At 35.2% G+C, this 14,658-nt stretch carries 13 protein-coding genes and 1 pseudogene; 6 read left to right on the top strand and 8 right to left on the bottom strand.

Going from position 1 to position 14,658, the window contains the following annotated elements:
* Nucleotides 1-50 precede the first annotated feature (50 nt).
* Nucleotides 51-191 carry a hypothetical protein gene (locus NHG98_RS04265; protein ID WP_259245317.1) on the top strand — a complete coding sequence of 47 codons (141 nt, stop codon included), beginning with the start codon at nucleotides 51-53 and terminating at the stop codon, nucleotides 189-191.
* A gap of 87 nt (nucleotides 192-278) precedes the next feature.
* Here the strand turns inward: NHG98_RS04265 and NHG98_RS06475 are convergent.
* Nucleotides 279-3,606: pseudogene (locus tag NHG98_RS06475) on the bottom strand (glycoside hydrolase/phage tail family protein).
* A 337-nt stretch (nucleotides 3,607-3,943) separates the two neighbouring features.
* Nucleotides 3,944-4,501 (bottom strand): dCTP deaminase, encoded by a 558-nt coding sequence (dcd, locus tag NHG98_RS04250; protein WP_064125494.1) that lies wholly within the window; start codon nucleotides 4,499-4,501, stop codon nucleotides 3,944-3,946.
* Nucleotides 4,502-4,642: 141 nt separating this feature from the next.
* Here dcd and NHG98_RS04245 point away from each other — a divergent pair, with 141 nt between their 5' ends.
* A complete protein-coding gene (locus tag NHG98_RS04245; protein WP_096617927.1) occupies nucleotides 4,643-5,659 on the top strand; it encodes a substrate-binding domain-containing protein in 1,017 nt (338 codons plus the stop codon).
* Nucleotides 5,660-5,791: 132 nt separating this feature from the next.
* On the opposite strand, the gene NHG98_RS04240 is transcribed toward NHG98_RS04245, so the two are convergent.
* Entirely contained in the window at nucleotides 5,792-5,917 is a 126-nt protein-coding gene (locus NHG98_RS04240) for a hypothetical protein (RefSeq protein ID WP_259245314.1), read from the bottom strand.
* 137 nt (nucleotides 5,918-6,054) lie between these two features.
* On the opposite strand from NHG98_RS04240, the gene NHG98_RS04235 reads away from it, so the two are divergent.
* Entirely contained in the window at nucleotides 6,055-7,506 is a 1,452-nt protein-coding gene (locus tag NHG98_RS04235; RefSeq protein ID WP_096617929.1) for a TrkH family potassium uptake protein, read from the top strand.
* Between the two features lie 179 nt (nucleotides 7,507-7,685).
* On the opposite strand, the gene NHG98_RS04230 is transcribed toward NHG98_RS04235, so the two are convergent.
* The gene (locus NHG98_RS04230) at nucleotides 7,686-7,946 is read right to left on the bottom strand and encodes a hypothetical protein (protein ID WP_259245313.1); all 261 of its coding nucleotides are present in this window, start codon (nucleotides 7,944-7,946) and stop codon (nucleotides 7,686-7,688) included.
* Between the two features lie 53 nt (nucleotides 7,947-7,999).
* Nucleotides 8,000-9,370 carry a magnesium transporter gene (gene mgtE / locus NHG98_RS04225; RefSeq protein WP_096616933.1) on the bottom strand — a complete coding sequence of 457 codons (1,371 nt, stop codon included), beginning with the start codon at nucleotides 9,368-9,370 and terminating at the stop codon, nucleotides 8,000-8,002.
* 154 nt (nucleotides 9,371-9,524) lie between these two features.
* Here mgtE and prfB point away from each other — a divergent pair.
* The 3 genes from prfB to NHG98_RS04210 all read left to right on the top strand — a co-directional run bounded on the left by prfB (nucleotide 9,525) and on the right by NHG98_RS04210 (nucleotide 12,398).
* A protein-coding gene (gene prfB / locus NHG98_RS04220; RefSeq protein ID WP_096616931.1) for a peptide chain release factor 2 occupies nucleotides 9,525-10,629 on the top strand; the annotation gives its coding sequence in 2 pieces (ribosomal slippage) (nucleotides 9,525-9,599 and nucleotides 9,601-10,629; 1,104 coding nt in all).
* Nucleotides 10,630-10,817: 188 nt separating this feature from the next.
* Complete coding sequence (locus tag NHG98_RS04215) at nucleotides 10,818-11,429, top strand: ankyrin repeat domain-containing protein (protein WP_259245312.1); 612 nt, start codon at nucleotides 10,818-10,820, stop codon at nucleotides 11,427-11,429.
* Between the two features lie 69 nt (nucleotides 11,430-11,498).
* Nucleotides 11,499-12,398 (top strand): Rpn family recombination-promoting nuclease/putative transposase, encoded by a 900-nt coding sequence (locus NHG98_RS04210; RefSeq protein ID WP_096616927.1) that lies wholly within the window; start codon nucleotides 11,499-11,501, stop codon nucleotides 12,396-12,398.
* A 109-nt stretch (nucleotides 12,399-12,507) separates the two neighbouring features.
* Here NHG98_RS04210 and NHG98_RS04205 read toward each other — a convergent pair whose 3' ends face one another.
* The 3 genes from NHG98_RS04205 to NHG98_RS04195 form a co-directional block, all read right to left on the bottom strand.
* On the bottom strand, nucleotides 12,508-12,852 hold the full coding sequence (locus NHG98_RS04205) for a DMT family transporter (RefSeq protein WP_096616925.1): 345 nt from the start codon (nucleotides 12,850-12,852) through the stop codon (nucleotides 12,508-12,510).
* 16 nt (nucleotides 12,853-12,868) lie between these two features.
* Nucleotides 12,869-13,183: a DMT family transporter gene (locus NHG98_RS04200; RefSeq protein ID WP_064124961.1), complete on the bottom strand. Its 315-nt coding sequence runs from the start codon at nucleotides 13,181-13,183 to the stop codon at nucleotides 12,869-12,871.
* A gap of 108 nt (nucleotides 13,184-13,291) precedes the next feature.
* On the bottom strand, nucleotides 13,292-14,398 hold the full coding sequence (locus NHG98_RS04195) for a D-alanyl-D-alanine carboxypeptidase family protein (protein ID WP_096616923.1): 1,107 nt from the start codon (nucleotides 14,396-14,398) through the stop codon (nucleotides 13,292-13,294).
* Between the last annotated feature and the right edge of the window lie 260 nt (nucleotides 14,399-14,658).

Below are 14,658 nucleotides of genomic sequence, written 5' to 3'. Positions count from 1 at the left end.
GGCTCTATTCAGTAGGGTCAGTGCCCAGACACTGGGATCTAGTCTTTATTATGCATGCAGCCACTTATTTAAAGTTAAATTTTCTGGATCCAAGTAGTCAGGGCACTGGGATGACAGGAGAAGGAGGCTACTTGTATGACATCCTCCCTTGTGGATTCAAATCACAATGTTCGTACAGTTGTGTGCTTTGACACTGGAATCTTAAGCTAAAATCACAAAAAGCCTGAATTTCAATATCTTATCTTTAATTATTCAGATTTAAGTTTAAACACTGAGCATCAGTTGTTCAGGACCTTTGCTTCCGTATTTTCCAGCGAGTTACCGTAAGTAACTGCTTTTAGGTAAAACTTTTTTCCCCTTTGCACTTCGAAAGATATTATTGAATCATCAAGTAGAACAAATTTTTCACCTGCAGTCTCTTTAGTGCCTTCTTGCCCTCTAATTAGATTGCTAAGCTTATATTTATTTTTATCTATAAGTTCGGCACTCTGAAATTTTACTATCTCTTTTCCAACCAGTGCTAAATTGCTTACATTTATAGTACTAACGTTAGTGCTTGTAAAACCCTCTTCTGTCATCTCAGTGCCCAGACACTGGGATCCAGGAGAAATATGGTCAAGCGCTGGAATGACACCATCACTTAAATAATGGTTATATGAAGAACTCAATACACCAAAACGTAGCACTACTATAAGCCCCTCGTCGGTAGATTCCATTACATGTCCGTAAGTGGACTGCTTATTTGTGCTTGCGATAGGTTTATAATCCTTATCGTTGTACGAAATAAAGAGTGTTGCTCCTTTCCAATTCTTTTCCTCATTAATTAAAGTAAAGCTTGCGCTATTACCTTTAACATGCGGTAAATCTATCATTTCTATGATGGTTTTGCTGATGTGAGAAGGAGGGTATTCCTTCAGCATAAGTGACCTTGTTGAAGGAAAAGAGAGCTTATATATAGAGCGATCATAACTAACACCACTTACTTGAATGGCCATGCTTTCAAATTTTGTTTTTATAATTCTCACCGTATGCTTTTTCTCACCGTCTAAAATCGTTATTACATCACTTGGCACAAGCCATGCATATTTTATCGGCAGCTTGAAATTGTATATATTTCTCTCTTGCCACGAAGAATAAAGTAAAACCTCAGCTATATTTTGCGCCTCTCCCTCCTCCATAATGAGCGGTATTTCAACTGTTATAGCAGTGCCTTGCTTTGGCAACTCAGCATATTTAACATCAATTGGATAGCCAAAATTGCGATTAAAATAAACGACGTTAACTTTATTATTTAAATCCAGTTGACTAATATTAACAAGTTGCATTTGCTTTGAATTGTTACTGAAAACCGTTTCACCAATTGGCATTACAGTTGTAACTCCCCTGCCCTTTTGAACAAATTTCAGTTTAGAGTCCTGTTCAACCACATCAAAAAAATAGCAACTTTGCAGCATTTTAATAATTGAACGTACGGGTTGCTGGTCGTTTATCACATATCCAGACAATAACCCTTTGACGTTGCTTGTATCGAACTGATTGCTTTTTAAACCTGTTTTTTGTAACAGATCCGATAAAACATCAGAAATATTAAGCTGTGAAAGCTTTCCCTGAATCCAATGGCCTGTTTGCCAGTTATGGCAGTCAGCCCACACATCACATAAATTGGGAAAGTAAGGAAATGGCCTTGCATCCCATGCCCAGAGAAACATTTTTTCTACCATTTCTGAGCTTTGCCACTTTTTTAGCGTTCCTTCAATTGCAATTTTTTGCGAAAGAAAGCTCACCTCTCCGTTTGAATATCGTGGATATTTGCTCTCTATGCTGCCTTTGTCAACAAACACATTTGGCTCATTAGTGCAGCTGTTCATACTGGGAAATCCATATTCAGTAAACCATATTTTTTTTCATTTTTGGTTGCCATTTTGTTTTACTACCGCCAGGGTTTATGTGAGTTTCACTCCACCATTTCTCTATATTTTTCCACGCATACCTGCTGTCGTTATACTTTACTTTTTCAGGCTCACTCTTTGAGTAATCATAGAAATAATCATACCCTACCCCACTGCTCCAACCACCCATTACATCTTCCGCGAAATAACCAAAAGGAGGCTCTGGCCCATCAGTCAGTGGAAAATAAGCATCTATGCCAACAACGTCGATGTACTCTGAAGACCACAGTTCATCCATATTATACCAACCATCATATGAGTGGTATTCGCTCCAATCCGCAGCGTAAGTTACTGTTACTTCTTTTCCAAGATCAAGTTTTATCTGCTTTGCAAGCTTAACTAGCTCTGCCACTGCAGGGTAATTACCTTTTTCATCTCTGATTTTGGTAAGTTCAACAAATTCAGAACCAATGATAAACCCTTCCACTTTAGTTTGTTTGGCAATGCTTGCATAATGCTCTATAAATTTGTTGTACTGATTCTTAAAAAAATCACTTATATCTTCAGGAGTCCCGCTCAACCTTCCTCGCCACTCTTTATTTTCTGTGTCAAGCAAGGGCATTGGATAGAGCATCACCTTGTAGCCTCTGCTGTGTAGCTCTTCTATATATCTTATTAGCGCTGAATCACTAACTGTGCCACCATATCTTGGGTTTCCATTATCATCTTTTGAAATTAGCTGAGCATCATCTCTGGTACTACTTCCTACTTGCCAATCATCAGGTAATATTGCGGAATCATCTTGAAATTCAACTGCAGGGTATATTTTACAATCTTTAATGTTCAGATCATTCACAAACCAATTGACTACTACCGATACCCACTCAACATTTGGTAAATCTCCCTTTAATTGATCCAAAGAAAGCACTGCATCGCTCTTTTTAGTGTGGTTGTTATGATTTACCCTTTGTGCCAGCCCATATGGGATATATTGGTTGCTGCTTATTTTCTCTTGCGCGATTTTCTTCTGTATTTTTGTATCATACACAAATTCTCCTGAGCCTGGTATAATATTGATATTTCGAATATTTTCTGCTATTGAAAATCCACTGGGCTTTAATGCAGTTTGCACTTCAAATGTAAATACCGGAACGCGGTTATTATAGTCTGCTAAAGGAAAATTCTTGATGACTATGTAAGATATTCCCCTGTAAGCCGGCACATTTCTCTCTCCTTCAATTGATGATATAAATGGATCGGGATCTTGGTCTTCTGTACCGCGGTAAAAAGTATAATCTATTTCATCAAAGCTAAGTGATGTTGTATCTGCCCAGATTCTGTTTAATTTTTCTACTTTCCCATTGCAGATCGCAATTGCAAGCGTTGCATAGTAATTATACTCAACATTCATACCTCTTCCAATTTTGCTTTTGGTGGTTATCGCCTCTTCTTTTATTGGCTGTGACCAAATAATGTTCCCTGCAATGCGAGCAGTACCATAGATAATCGGAATTGTCCTGCCGTAGGTTGAGGTTTGAACTTGCAGATTTTTTAGTCTCGCTCCATGCGTTACTTTCTGTTCTGCATCCAAACCAAATATTGCACCATCGAGCTGTGCACCAAGAAGAGCACCGAGCTCTGAACCGATAATCTGGCCAATTGGCCCAAAAATGCTGCCTGCTTGACCAAAAATTGATGATAAAATTATTGTAGACATGGTAATCCTCCTTTTTGTTTCTATAGCTAATGTAGGCTCTACGTCATGCCGCCGCGCCGCTAACAAGCAGCGGGATGACGAGCTTATCGTTATGCCGCCGCGAACCGTCATACCGCCGCGGTATCTCTTAGCATAGATTCCGCTAACTAGTAGCGGAATGACGAATTTGTCATTTTACAGCCACTTGGATGACAATTTGCTACTAAATAGTAGGAAATTCAATAATTTACAATAAATAATTGAAGTTTTTAATTAAGAAAAGCACATGATGTAGCTATAATCATTGTAAGCAACAATGAAAAAGTGCGGAAGTAAAAAATTACCACTCTCATGGCAATCACTTCACCAGCGGCAAAGTAATACCATGCTGATTCATATATTTTCCTTTCATATCATCATATGATTTTTCACACTCACTTTCGCCGCTTAAAAATACGAATTGGCATGCGCCTTCATTAGCGTAAATTTTTGCAGGAAGTGGGGTGGTGTTTGAGAATTCGAGTGTGACATGACCTTCCCATCCAGGTTCTAAGGGAGTAACGTTTACTATAATTCCACACCTTGCGTAAGTTGATTTACCAACACAAATGACCAGTACATTTCTTGGTATACGAAAATATTCCACTGTGCTTGCAAGCACAAAGCTATTTGGTGGAATTATGCATACGTCTGTTTCTTTATCTATAAAACTATTCTCAGAGAAATTTTTAGGGTCCACGATGGCTGAATTAACGTTAGTAAAAATTTTAAATTTATTATCCACTCTTGCATCGTAACCGTAAGATGATAGTCCGAAAGATATGACACCTTTACTGCTTTTGTGATCTACAAAAGGCTCTATCATTCCAAAATTTTCAGCTTTTTCTCTTATCCATTTATCTGGCATAACTGCCATAATTGCCCCTTAAAGTTGTGTAATACTTACAATAATATAAAATAAAATTTAAATGTAAACTGTAGCTTTTGTCATGCAATTAAAGCTTTTCAGTTTGATGTTTTGTTACAATAATTAGATTTATGTTCTTAACTAAAAATAATGCTTAGAAACTTTCTCCTGATTTTTGTATTCGTATTATTCACGCCGCTGTCAAATGCTGATGCCAGGAAATACATCAGAATTGTTGGATCTTCAACCGTTTTTCCTTTTATCTCATTTGTAGCCGAGGAGTTCAATCGTGTATTCTCTTTTAAGACTCCAGTTGTGGAATCGATAGGAAGTGGATCAGGGTTCAAAATGTTTTGCTCAGGAATAGAGGAAGACACGCCAGATATCACCACTTCATCTCGCCCTATGAAGGAAGTAGAAAGAGAACTATGTAAAAGGAATAAAATTAATGAAGTGATAGAGATCATCATTGGCTATGATGGAATTGTCATTGCAAATTCAAATCAAAGCCATAGATTTGATTTCACAAAGAAGGACTTATTTGAAACTTTATCTGCATATTCTCAAGAAAATGATAAATTAGTAAAAAATAATAAGAAGTTTTGGTCTGATATAAATCAAGCCTTACCAAAAACAGAAATTGAAATTTATGGTCCACATCAAAATACAGGCACATACGAAACTTTGGTTAATTCTATTATGTTCGATCAATATTCATGCATGAACTCGAGAATTTTCAAAGAGAATTATAAAGATCAGGAAGAAAGAAAGAAAGCATGTGGTAATATAAGGGATGACGGAAGGTATATAGAAGTTGGAATTAATGAAAACATAATAATACAAAAATTGAAAAGTAACAAAAACGCTTTAGGGATATTTAGTTTTAGCTTTTTAATGAGGAATCAAGATAAAATACAAGGGAGCACAATTGCAGGAATTGAACCAACTTACGAAAATATATCATCGGGAAAATATATATTAGCAAGACCTCTATACCTTTACATAAAGAAAGAACACCTGGATACTGTTGATGGATTAAGAGAATTCATAAAAGAAATTATAGATTCGATCGGCATTGAAGATGGGTACCTATCTAGGCTTGGTTTAATCCTACTTTCAAGTGAAGATATAAAAAAAGCTTCAGCAAAGGTTTATGATATAACGTGATGGTCTTTTATATTCTTGATACTGTTCAGGAGCACGGCTAATGCGCAAATATTGAGCAAAAGTGGTGTCATGAAAGTAGCTGACACTGAAATCCAGACTTTAATTATTATACTCGTAAATAAGTGTAATAGATTATGCATCTGAATCTGGTAATAATTGACTTTTTATTGCTTCAATTATGTTATTTTGATTCAGACTGCTGTTAGCACTTGCGGACTTTAATGCTTTGTATATTGTTGAAAACTGTTCATACTCCATATTTTACCTTCATTTTTTTAACAAGTTTAATTATCACACATATTTACAAGTAATCCAAGTATATTGTTAATAAAGGCCAACAAAGTGCTTGACGTTAGAGTAGCTTTTATGGCTTTGTATAGCGAGGAAATAACTCTATGAAAAATCATCAACGTTTACAAACTTTACGTTCAATTGTATTTATTGTGGGAATATTCCTATTGTTACTTAGCTTAGCAATGCTTATTCCTGCTATTACTAATAAATATCTCAGCTACGAATGGAAAAATTTTCTCGCTGGGTTCATAATTACCTGCACATCTGGCGTAATTTTTATTTTACTCGGTAAATTAAATGGCATGCCGGCAATTTTTGCAATTACTAGTTGCACCTGGATTGCCTTGTCTTTGTTTGCAGCTACTCCTTTCTATTTTGATAATCTGAGCTATGTTGATGCATTATTTGAAACGATATCTGGCATCACAACCACAGGGGCAACTATATTTAATGATATTGAAAAACAATCTCCGGGAATACTGCTATGGAGAGCAATGCTACACGGCATGGGGGATTTTGGTGTAATCACTTTAGGAATTGCAGTTTTTCCTATGTTTAAGATTCTCAGCCTAAATAATTTACTTTATTCTGAATATTCAGATGCTACAAAAAGGAAGTTACCGAACACGCGAAGCGTAGTAATTCATATTACAGCAATATATTATGGCCTAATTTTATTATGTATATTTTCCTATTATCTGGCTGGTATGCCACTATTTGACGCAATATGTCACGGAATGTCCGCTGTATCAACTGGTGGATTTGCTAACTATAATGATTCTATAGGGCACTACAATAACCCTATGTTAGAAGTCATAACGATCATTTTTATGATTTTGGGTTCTCTGCCTTTTCTTAGCTATTTAAAAATCATAAGACGGTTAGACATTTGCTATGATGAACAGGTCTCTTACTTTGTTAAGATAGCTATTGTTTCATCTTTATTTGCTTGTTTTTGGTTGTATCAAAATGTTGATTTAGGAGTGTCATTATCATTTAGATGCAGCATATTTACCATCACCTCCTTGATTACGTCAACTGGTTATGCAATCTGTAATCATATAGATTGGAGCTTCATTTCAGTCTTAACTTTTTTTCTAACCTTTGTTGGTGGATGTAGTGGTTCTTCAAGTGGTGGCATCAAAATCTTTCGTTTGATCATTTTTCTAAAGTCTATAGGAAATCACTTTCGCCTTTTATTAAACCCAGGTGCAGGTAATAGGGTAAAATTCAACGGAAAAACCCTGGAGAATGATGAAGTTCACTCTGTCTTTATATTTTTTGCAATTTTCATGTTAACGTTTACCATTTCATCAATAGTGATGTCTTACTTAAGCAATGCAGACTTTATAACTAGCATCAGCTCAGTCTCTGCAACGCTTACAAATTCTGGCCCGGGATTTAGTAATTTAATAGGCCCTTCAGGTAACTATTCTTCTTTCAGTAATGAAGTAAAATTATTTTTGTCATTTTTGATGCTGCTTGGTAGACTTGAAATATTGCCAATCTATTTTTGTATAGGTAATTTATTCTTATTTAATAGAAAGAAATAGTTGGTGAAGTTGTGAAATTTGATATTATAGCTAAACTGACTTACGACAATTTGAAAAACCGTCATTCCGCTACTCGTTAGCGGAATCTATACCGCGAATAAATCTACAGATGTACGAACATTGTGATTTGGGCACACCAGGAAGAATGTCATCCAAGTAGCCCCTTTCTCGTCATCCCGCTACTTGTTAGCGGGATCTATGCTAAGAGATACCGCAAATGAATCTACAACTGTACGAACATTGTGATTTTGGCCCATCAGATCCCAGTGCTTGACACTGGGATCCAGGAATTTTATTAAGTTGGTAAGCATAAAAGTAGCCATTTTATGTAAAAATACAACATTTTGATGATTATGAAAAAGCTGGATCCCAGTGTCACGCACTGGGATGACATCATAGAGGCACTGGAATGACACCTTCCTAGTGGAAATTGCTCTCAAATCATAATGTTCGTACAGTTGTGGAATAAATTGCGGTATAGCTATAGATAGTATCAGCTATTTAATAAAAAGATCGTAGCTAAACCAAGAAATATAAGAGCTGAGAGAATATCAGTTGTTGCCGATGTTAGGATTGAAGAAGAAACGGCAGGGTCAGACTTTAAACGGTGAAGCATTATAGGAATGAAAGTTCCGATAAACGTTGCAATAATTGACATCATAATCATGGAAACCACAAAAATCATCTCCACTTTGAAGCTGTGAAATCTTATTGCTAATACTATTAATGAAATAGTAGATAAGATCACCCCGTTTATAAGACCTATTAAAAATTCTTTCATCAGTACTCTTTTTGCATTTTGCTCAGTTAGATATTTTGTTGCGATTGCCCGGATGGTTAGCGTTACTGTTTGGGATCCTGCATTTCCGCTCATTGATGCAATTATCGGCATGATTATTGGCAGTACTATAAAACTTTTTATTACATCATCGAAAAAGCCAACTACTATGGAACACACTGTTGCAGCTAAGAGGTTAAACAGTAACCAAGGTAGCCTTTTAATTATAGTTTTATGTATAGGGGCATTTATATCGGCTTTAGAAGATACACCGCTTATTTTGAGTACATCCTCTTCTGTTTCTTGTTGAACAACTTTTATCACATCTTCAATTAAGATCACACCAATAATTTTACCATTCTTATTTACTACCGGAGCCGATAATAGAGAGTAATCTTTAAATACTCTTGCTACTTCCTCTTGGTCTACTCCAGTTTTAATGATTTTTATGTCATGATCCATTATCTCTTTTATTATTGTGTCTCCTGAGTGAGATATTACCTTATTTAAATTAACACTGCCTATAGGCTCTAATTTTGAGTTGATAATGAATATCTGGTGAAATCTTTCTGGTATTTTTTTATAGTTGCACACAAATTCTGTCAGCTGATTTATTGTCCAACAATATGGAGCTATAACCATATCTTTATGTATTAACCTTCCTGCACTTTCTTCTGGGTATGATAGCAACTCCTCTACTGATTTCTGAGTCTTGCCGGGCAAATAGTAAAGTATATTTTCTACAGACTTTCTATCCAAATCTTTCATTATGGTTACTACATCTTCTACATCAAGGAGCATTAGTAACTTTGCTGTATTTTCTATTCCCAACGTTTCTATGATCTCTATTTGTAAATCTGGCACTACATGCACTAGGGCATCACTTAACAAATGTTGATCGAGGATATTAACTAATTTCTCCCTGTGATCACTGATCGAAGTAGATAAAAAATAAGCTAACTGAACGCTATCTATCGTTTTTACAATATTAAGAACATTTTCTAGCTCATCGTTATCAAGTGACTCTATTAAGTCATCAATAGCCTTTTTGTCTAAACCATAATGAGAACTTACTTTAATATTCATTATTTTACCTTATTTCTTAATAAATATACACACTTGATTTCCTTAAACATTAAAGTATAATGAAATTATTTTGAATTAACTATCATATGGTTAAATTTCTATTTTGTTTGCTGTTATTGTTAGTAATAGTAAATATATTAAAATCTAAAGTATAATGAAAACTTATTTAGAAATTCTTGAATACTTTCAAGGCTTAAATAAAAGTATTTCTCTTATCAGGAGGTGTCTTTGACATAGAAAAATTAAAGTTGCGTCTTGAAGAGCTGGACTCCCAAGCGTCGAATGATGATCTGTGGCAAGATAACCAAAAAGCACAAGAAATTTTAAAAGAACGTTCTAAAATTAAGAATGACGTAGAGTCGTTTTTAAAGCTGGAAAGCGATTACAACGATGCCATTAGCTTAATGAAGTCTGCTATTGATGAAAATGATGAAGAATTTTTCTCTGAAGTTGAAAGTGAATTAGCTAAGTTAGAGAAATTAATCAAACTTAAAGAGACAGAATCCTTATTTACTGGTGAAGCAGATAACAATAACTGCTTTTTAGAAATCCACTCAGGAGCTGGTGGAACAGAGAGCAATGATTGGGCTGAAATGCTGATGCGCATGTATATAAGGTGGGCAGAAATTTATCACAACTTTAAAGTTGAAGTTGTAGAAAAATTAGAAGGAGAGTCGGTTGGTATAAAGTCTGCAATGATAAAAATCGTTGGAGAAAAAGCTTATGGGTGGGCAAAAAGTGAAAGTGGAATTCACAGGCTGGTTAGAATATCGCCGTTTGATGCAAATGGTAAACGTCATACCAGTTTTGCAAGTGTAGGAGTAACTCCAGTGATAGAAGATTTAATTGATATTGCTGTGGATGAAAAGGATCTAAAGATCGACACCTACCGTGCTTCCGGAGCAGGCGGTCAGCACGTGAACAAGACTGAAAGTGCGGTACGCATTACACATACTCCAACTGGTGTTGTAGTTCAATGCCAAAATGGTCGTTCTCAACACAGAAATAAAGATGAGGCATTAAAATTACTTAAAGGCCGTTTATACCAAATTGAACTGGAAAAGAAAGAACAAAAGATGGCTGAAGAATATGGTAAAAAATGCGATATAGGTTGGGGCAATCAGATCAGATCGTACGTTATGCATCCGTATCAAATGGTGAAGGATTTAAGAACTGGACATGAAGTGGGCAATATAAATTCTGTTTTCGATGGTAATATAGATTGTTTCATAGTTAGTGTGCTTACTAAGCAAAATTAGGGTTGACTTTCTTGCCATAATATATAATAATAAAATATTATAAAAGTCAGAGATAAAGTTATGGCGATAAAATATGACCAGTGGAAAAGAATATTAAGTGCAGTTAATGCTGACAAAATTTAAGTAAAGATAACGTAATTGAGAAGATAAAAGAGAAATTATCACAATATTCAGATGAATATACTCAGTTGAGCGAAGCTGGTTTTGATGCAGTAAATAAAGGCGGATGGACTCCTTTACACATAGCTGCTTCATCTCACTTCAGTGGAGAGATTGTGAAAACTCTGATAAAAGGAGGTGCGAATATTAATGCGGCAGATAAATATGGAGATACTCCTTTACATTTGGCTATAAATATTTGCAGTGACACAAATATTGAAATTCTAATGGAAAATGGAGTAGATTCTTCATTAAAGAATAAAGATGGCAAAACTTCAATAGGTCTTGACACAAGTGGATATGTGGCACAGCTTGCAAGGGAAAAAGAGCAAAAAAAAGCTGAAAAAAATACAAGAGAGAAAGGAATTTTTGCAGGTTGTTCAACTGCATTATTAGGCGCTGCTATAGCAGTGACACTTTTTGCAACCGGGACAGTTGCAGTTGAATTGATGTCTATGATGATAGCAGCAGCTATAGTTACAGCAGCGGCACTAGCAGTTGGTGGTATTACATATAGCATATTAAAACCTAGTACTAAAATGGATGAAACGAAAGAAGCGCAAAACGTAAATGGAAATGTGCCAGGAGGTGGCAAGGAGGGGCAAGGCAGCGACTTGACACAGTTTATAGTATCAAGTTAAGCTTAAAATATGATTGAATAGTTGTTAATAATAGTGTATAATTATTAATCTTTTCTAAGCACTTTAGCTATGGCTATTTCTAAGTTTCTCGATCCTAAGAACGACTTTGCCTTTCGGCGTATTTTTGGCTCTGTAAATAATAAGGACATTCTTATTCACTTTCTTAATGATATGCTAGGCCTTACTGGTGTTGATCAGATAGAAGATGTTTCTTTTTTAAGCCCCATTCAGGATCCTGATATTGCTTCTCAAAAGCAGAGCATTGTTGATGTTCTCTGTACTGATTCTGCTGGAACCCAGCTAATTATTGAAATGCAAGTTGTTAAAACTACAGGCTTTGAGAAACGCGCTCAATACTATGCTGCTAAAGCTTATTCAAGTCAAGCCCACAAAGGTGATCAATATCAAGATCTTAAAGGAGTTATTTTTATTGCTATCGCCGATTTTATCTTATTTCCCAACAAGCTGGCTTACAAATCTGATCACGTTACTTTTGATAAAATTACCTATGAACATGATCTCAAAGATTTTAGTTTCACTTTCATCGAGCTACCAAAGTTTAATAAGACAAAAGAAGATCAGCTTTCAAATATTGTTGAAAAATGGATTTATTTTTTTAAGTACGCCGATGAAACTAGCGAAGAAGATCTACAGAAAATAATAGGTAGTGATGTTATTATTGGTAGAGCTTACGATGTGTTAAATCAATATAACTGGAGTAAAGAAGAACGTTTTGCTTATGATCAAACTAAGAAACATATTGATGATTATCTTTCTTCTATTCAACAAGGAAAAATTGAAGGAAAAATTGAAGGCATCAAAATTGGTGAAGAGAAAGGTAGGAAAGAAGGTAGAGAAGAAGGAAAAATTGAAGTTGCAAAAACAATGCTAGCCAATAATATTGATATTAACACTATTGTCAAGTGTACCGGCCTGTCCATTAGTGAAATTGAAGAATTGCAGAATTAAGTGTAACGGTTACGGTTTCTCGTCTCCACCATGCTGTATAGAAAAAAGTCTGGATTCCAATTTGCATGACAATGTGGAGTATCTGCTTCTGTCATCCCAGTAGGATCTCTTATTCCATTTTATCAACAGTTTGTTTTGCAGTATCAAACAATTTTAATCCTATAATCCCGAATGTAACTAAAATAAAGCATATTACTTCGAATAAATTAACTGGTTCATTAAATAGGTAAACTCCAAGTATCGAAGCTCCTATAGCACCTACTCCAGTCCAAATTGCATAGCATACTCCGATAGGTATAGAACGTATAGCGAGCGAAAGTAAATACGTACTAAGAGCCATGGAGAATATGCTAATTATTGATGGTACGAGATGAGTAAATCCACAACTATGCTTAAGTGTTATGACCCAGAACACTTCAATTAGTGACGATAAGAGTAAATATATCCAATTCATGCATAAACTTTTAGGTTTAAATAGAGAGCTTTAGCCCTATGGTTCCTATTACAATTAAAATGATACATAAAACTTGAGATAAATTAATATTCTCTGTGAAAGCGGTTGCACCAATTATAGTTATTCCAATTGTGCATATTCCAGAGGAGACTGCATAGCATACTCTAATAGGTAGAAAACATGCTGCAAGAGATAAAAAGTAAATGCTAATGATCATAATTACCAATGTTGCAATCGAAGGCACAACTTTAGTAAAACTGTTACTAAACTTTAATGTTACAGCCCACAGTATCTCTAGGATACTGGACAGCAACAAATATAACCAGCACATTTTCGTAACATTTCAATCTTGTATTGTAACAGAAATTGTTAGTTAAAACTACACTAAAGTGCAATAGATCTCTCTTTCGAAATTGTTTTGAAAGCCAATATATTAAACTTAAAATAATATTCTAAAAAACTTTTCTACAAAATTCAATTCCTGTACGTCATTTGCTGCATAAAGAGGTGTAGTTTGTTTCTCAATACCTGGTATTTCTACAAAAACTTTGCCCACTTCTTGACCACTTTTAATGGGTGCAGGTATCATATCTTTATATTCAATACGCACCTTAATTTGGTCATGCAATTTGCGGTTGTAAGTTATGGTAACATCGTTTGCAACTGTAATAGGCACTTTTTTATCTTTTCCATAGAGAACATTTACTTCCTCAACTACACTGTCTTTAGCAAATATTTTCTTAGTATTAAAATGATTTAAGGAGTATTGTATCAGCCTTTTTGCTTCTTCTATTCGCTCTTTCTCAGTGTTTAAACCATTGACAACAGCAAAAATTCTCCTATCGTTTCGTTTTGCAGATGCTACAATGCCATAACCACCAGCATTTGTATAACCGGTCTTTAAGCCGTCAACCCCAATGTCGTGAAAAAGTAGAAGATTTTTATTCTTTTGTGCGATTTCGTTATATGTCAGATATTGTTCAGAAAATAAATCGTAATATTCAGGAAAATCAGTGAAAATCCTTTTTGCCAGCATTACCAAGTCTTTTGCACTCATAAAATGATCTCCATCTGGCCACCCGCTTGAGTTGACAAAATGACTGTCATTCAGGTTCAAATTTTGTGCAACCTCATTCATTTCAGCCACAAAATTCTCTTCTGATCCTGCAATACCTTCGGCTAGTGTTATGCAGGCATCATTACCCGAGACTATTGTAATTCCTTCGAGTAATTCCCTCACCTTAACGGATTGACCTTCTTTCAAAAACATAGAAGAGCCTTTTCTTTCCCACGCTTTTCTGCTTACTCGAAATTTATCCTCCATATTTATTATTCCAGCTTTTAGATAATCGAAGGCTATATATAAAGTCATTAACTTGCTCATTGAAGATGGGGCCATTTTTTCATCGGAATTATGGTCAAAAATGAACGAGTCTGAAGCTAAATCTAAGACTACTGCTTGCTTTGCTTTGGTTCTAAACTGGTATGAGTATGAAGAAAAAGGAAGTATAAAAACTAATAGCAAAATTACCAATCTGCTTAACATATCTATAATTTTAAATTTACAGTGCACTAATTAATAGTATGATTTTACAGGGGCATTTCAATAGATCTCTTGCATAAAAATTCCTTGACAAACTCCGCCAGCCCCTTTATTGTAGTATTAAGGGTATTTATGACTCAAAACTTGTTTTTGACCTGCAGGCTCAATGACAAAATTCAGTAAAAAACTCAGAGTATTTATTGGCGGATTACATAAAATTATAGCGGCTGCATGTCTTTTTTATTTTTTCTACATTCAGCCAA

The organism is Wolbachia endosymbiont of Aedes albopictus (assembly GCF_024804185.1).
GTDB lineage: Bacteria > Pseudomonadota > Alphaproteobacteria > Rickettsiales > Anaplasmataceae > Wolbachia > Wolbachia pipientis_B.
The sequence above is the reverse complement of the archived record's forward strand: the minus strand, read 5'-3'. Positions and strand labels throughout refer to the sequence as shown.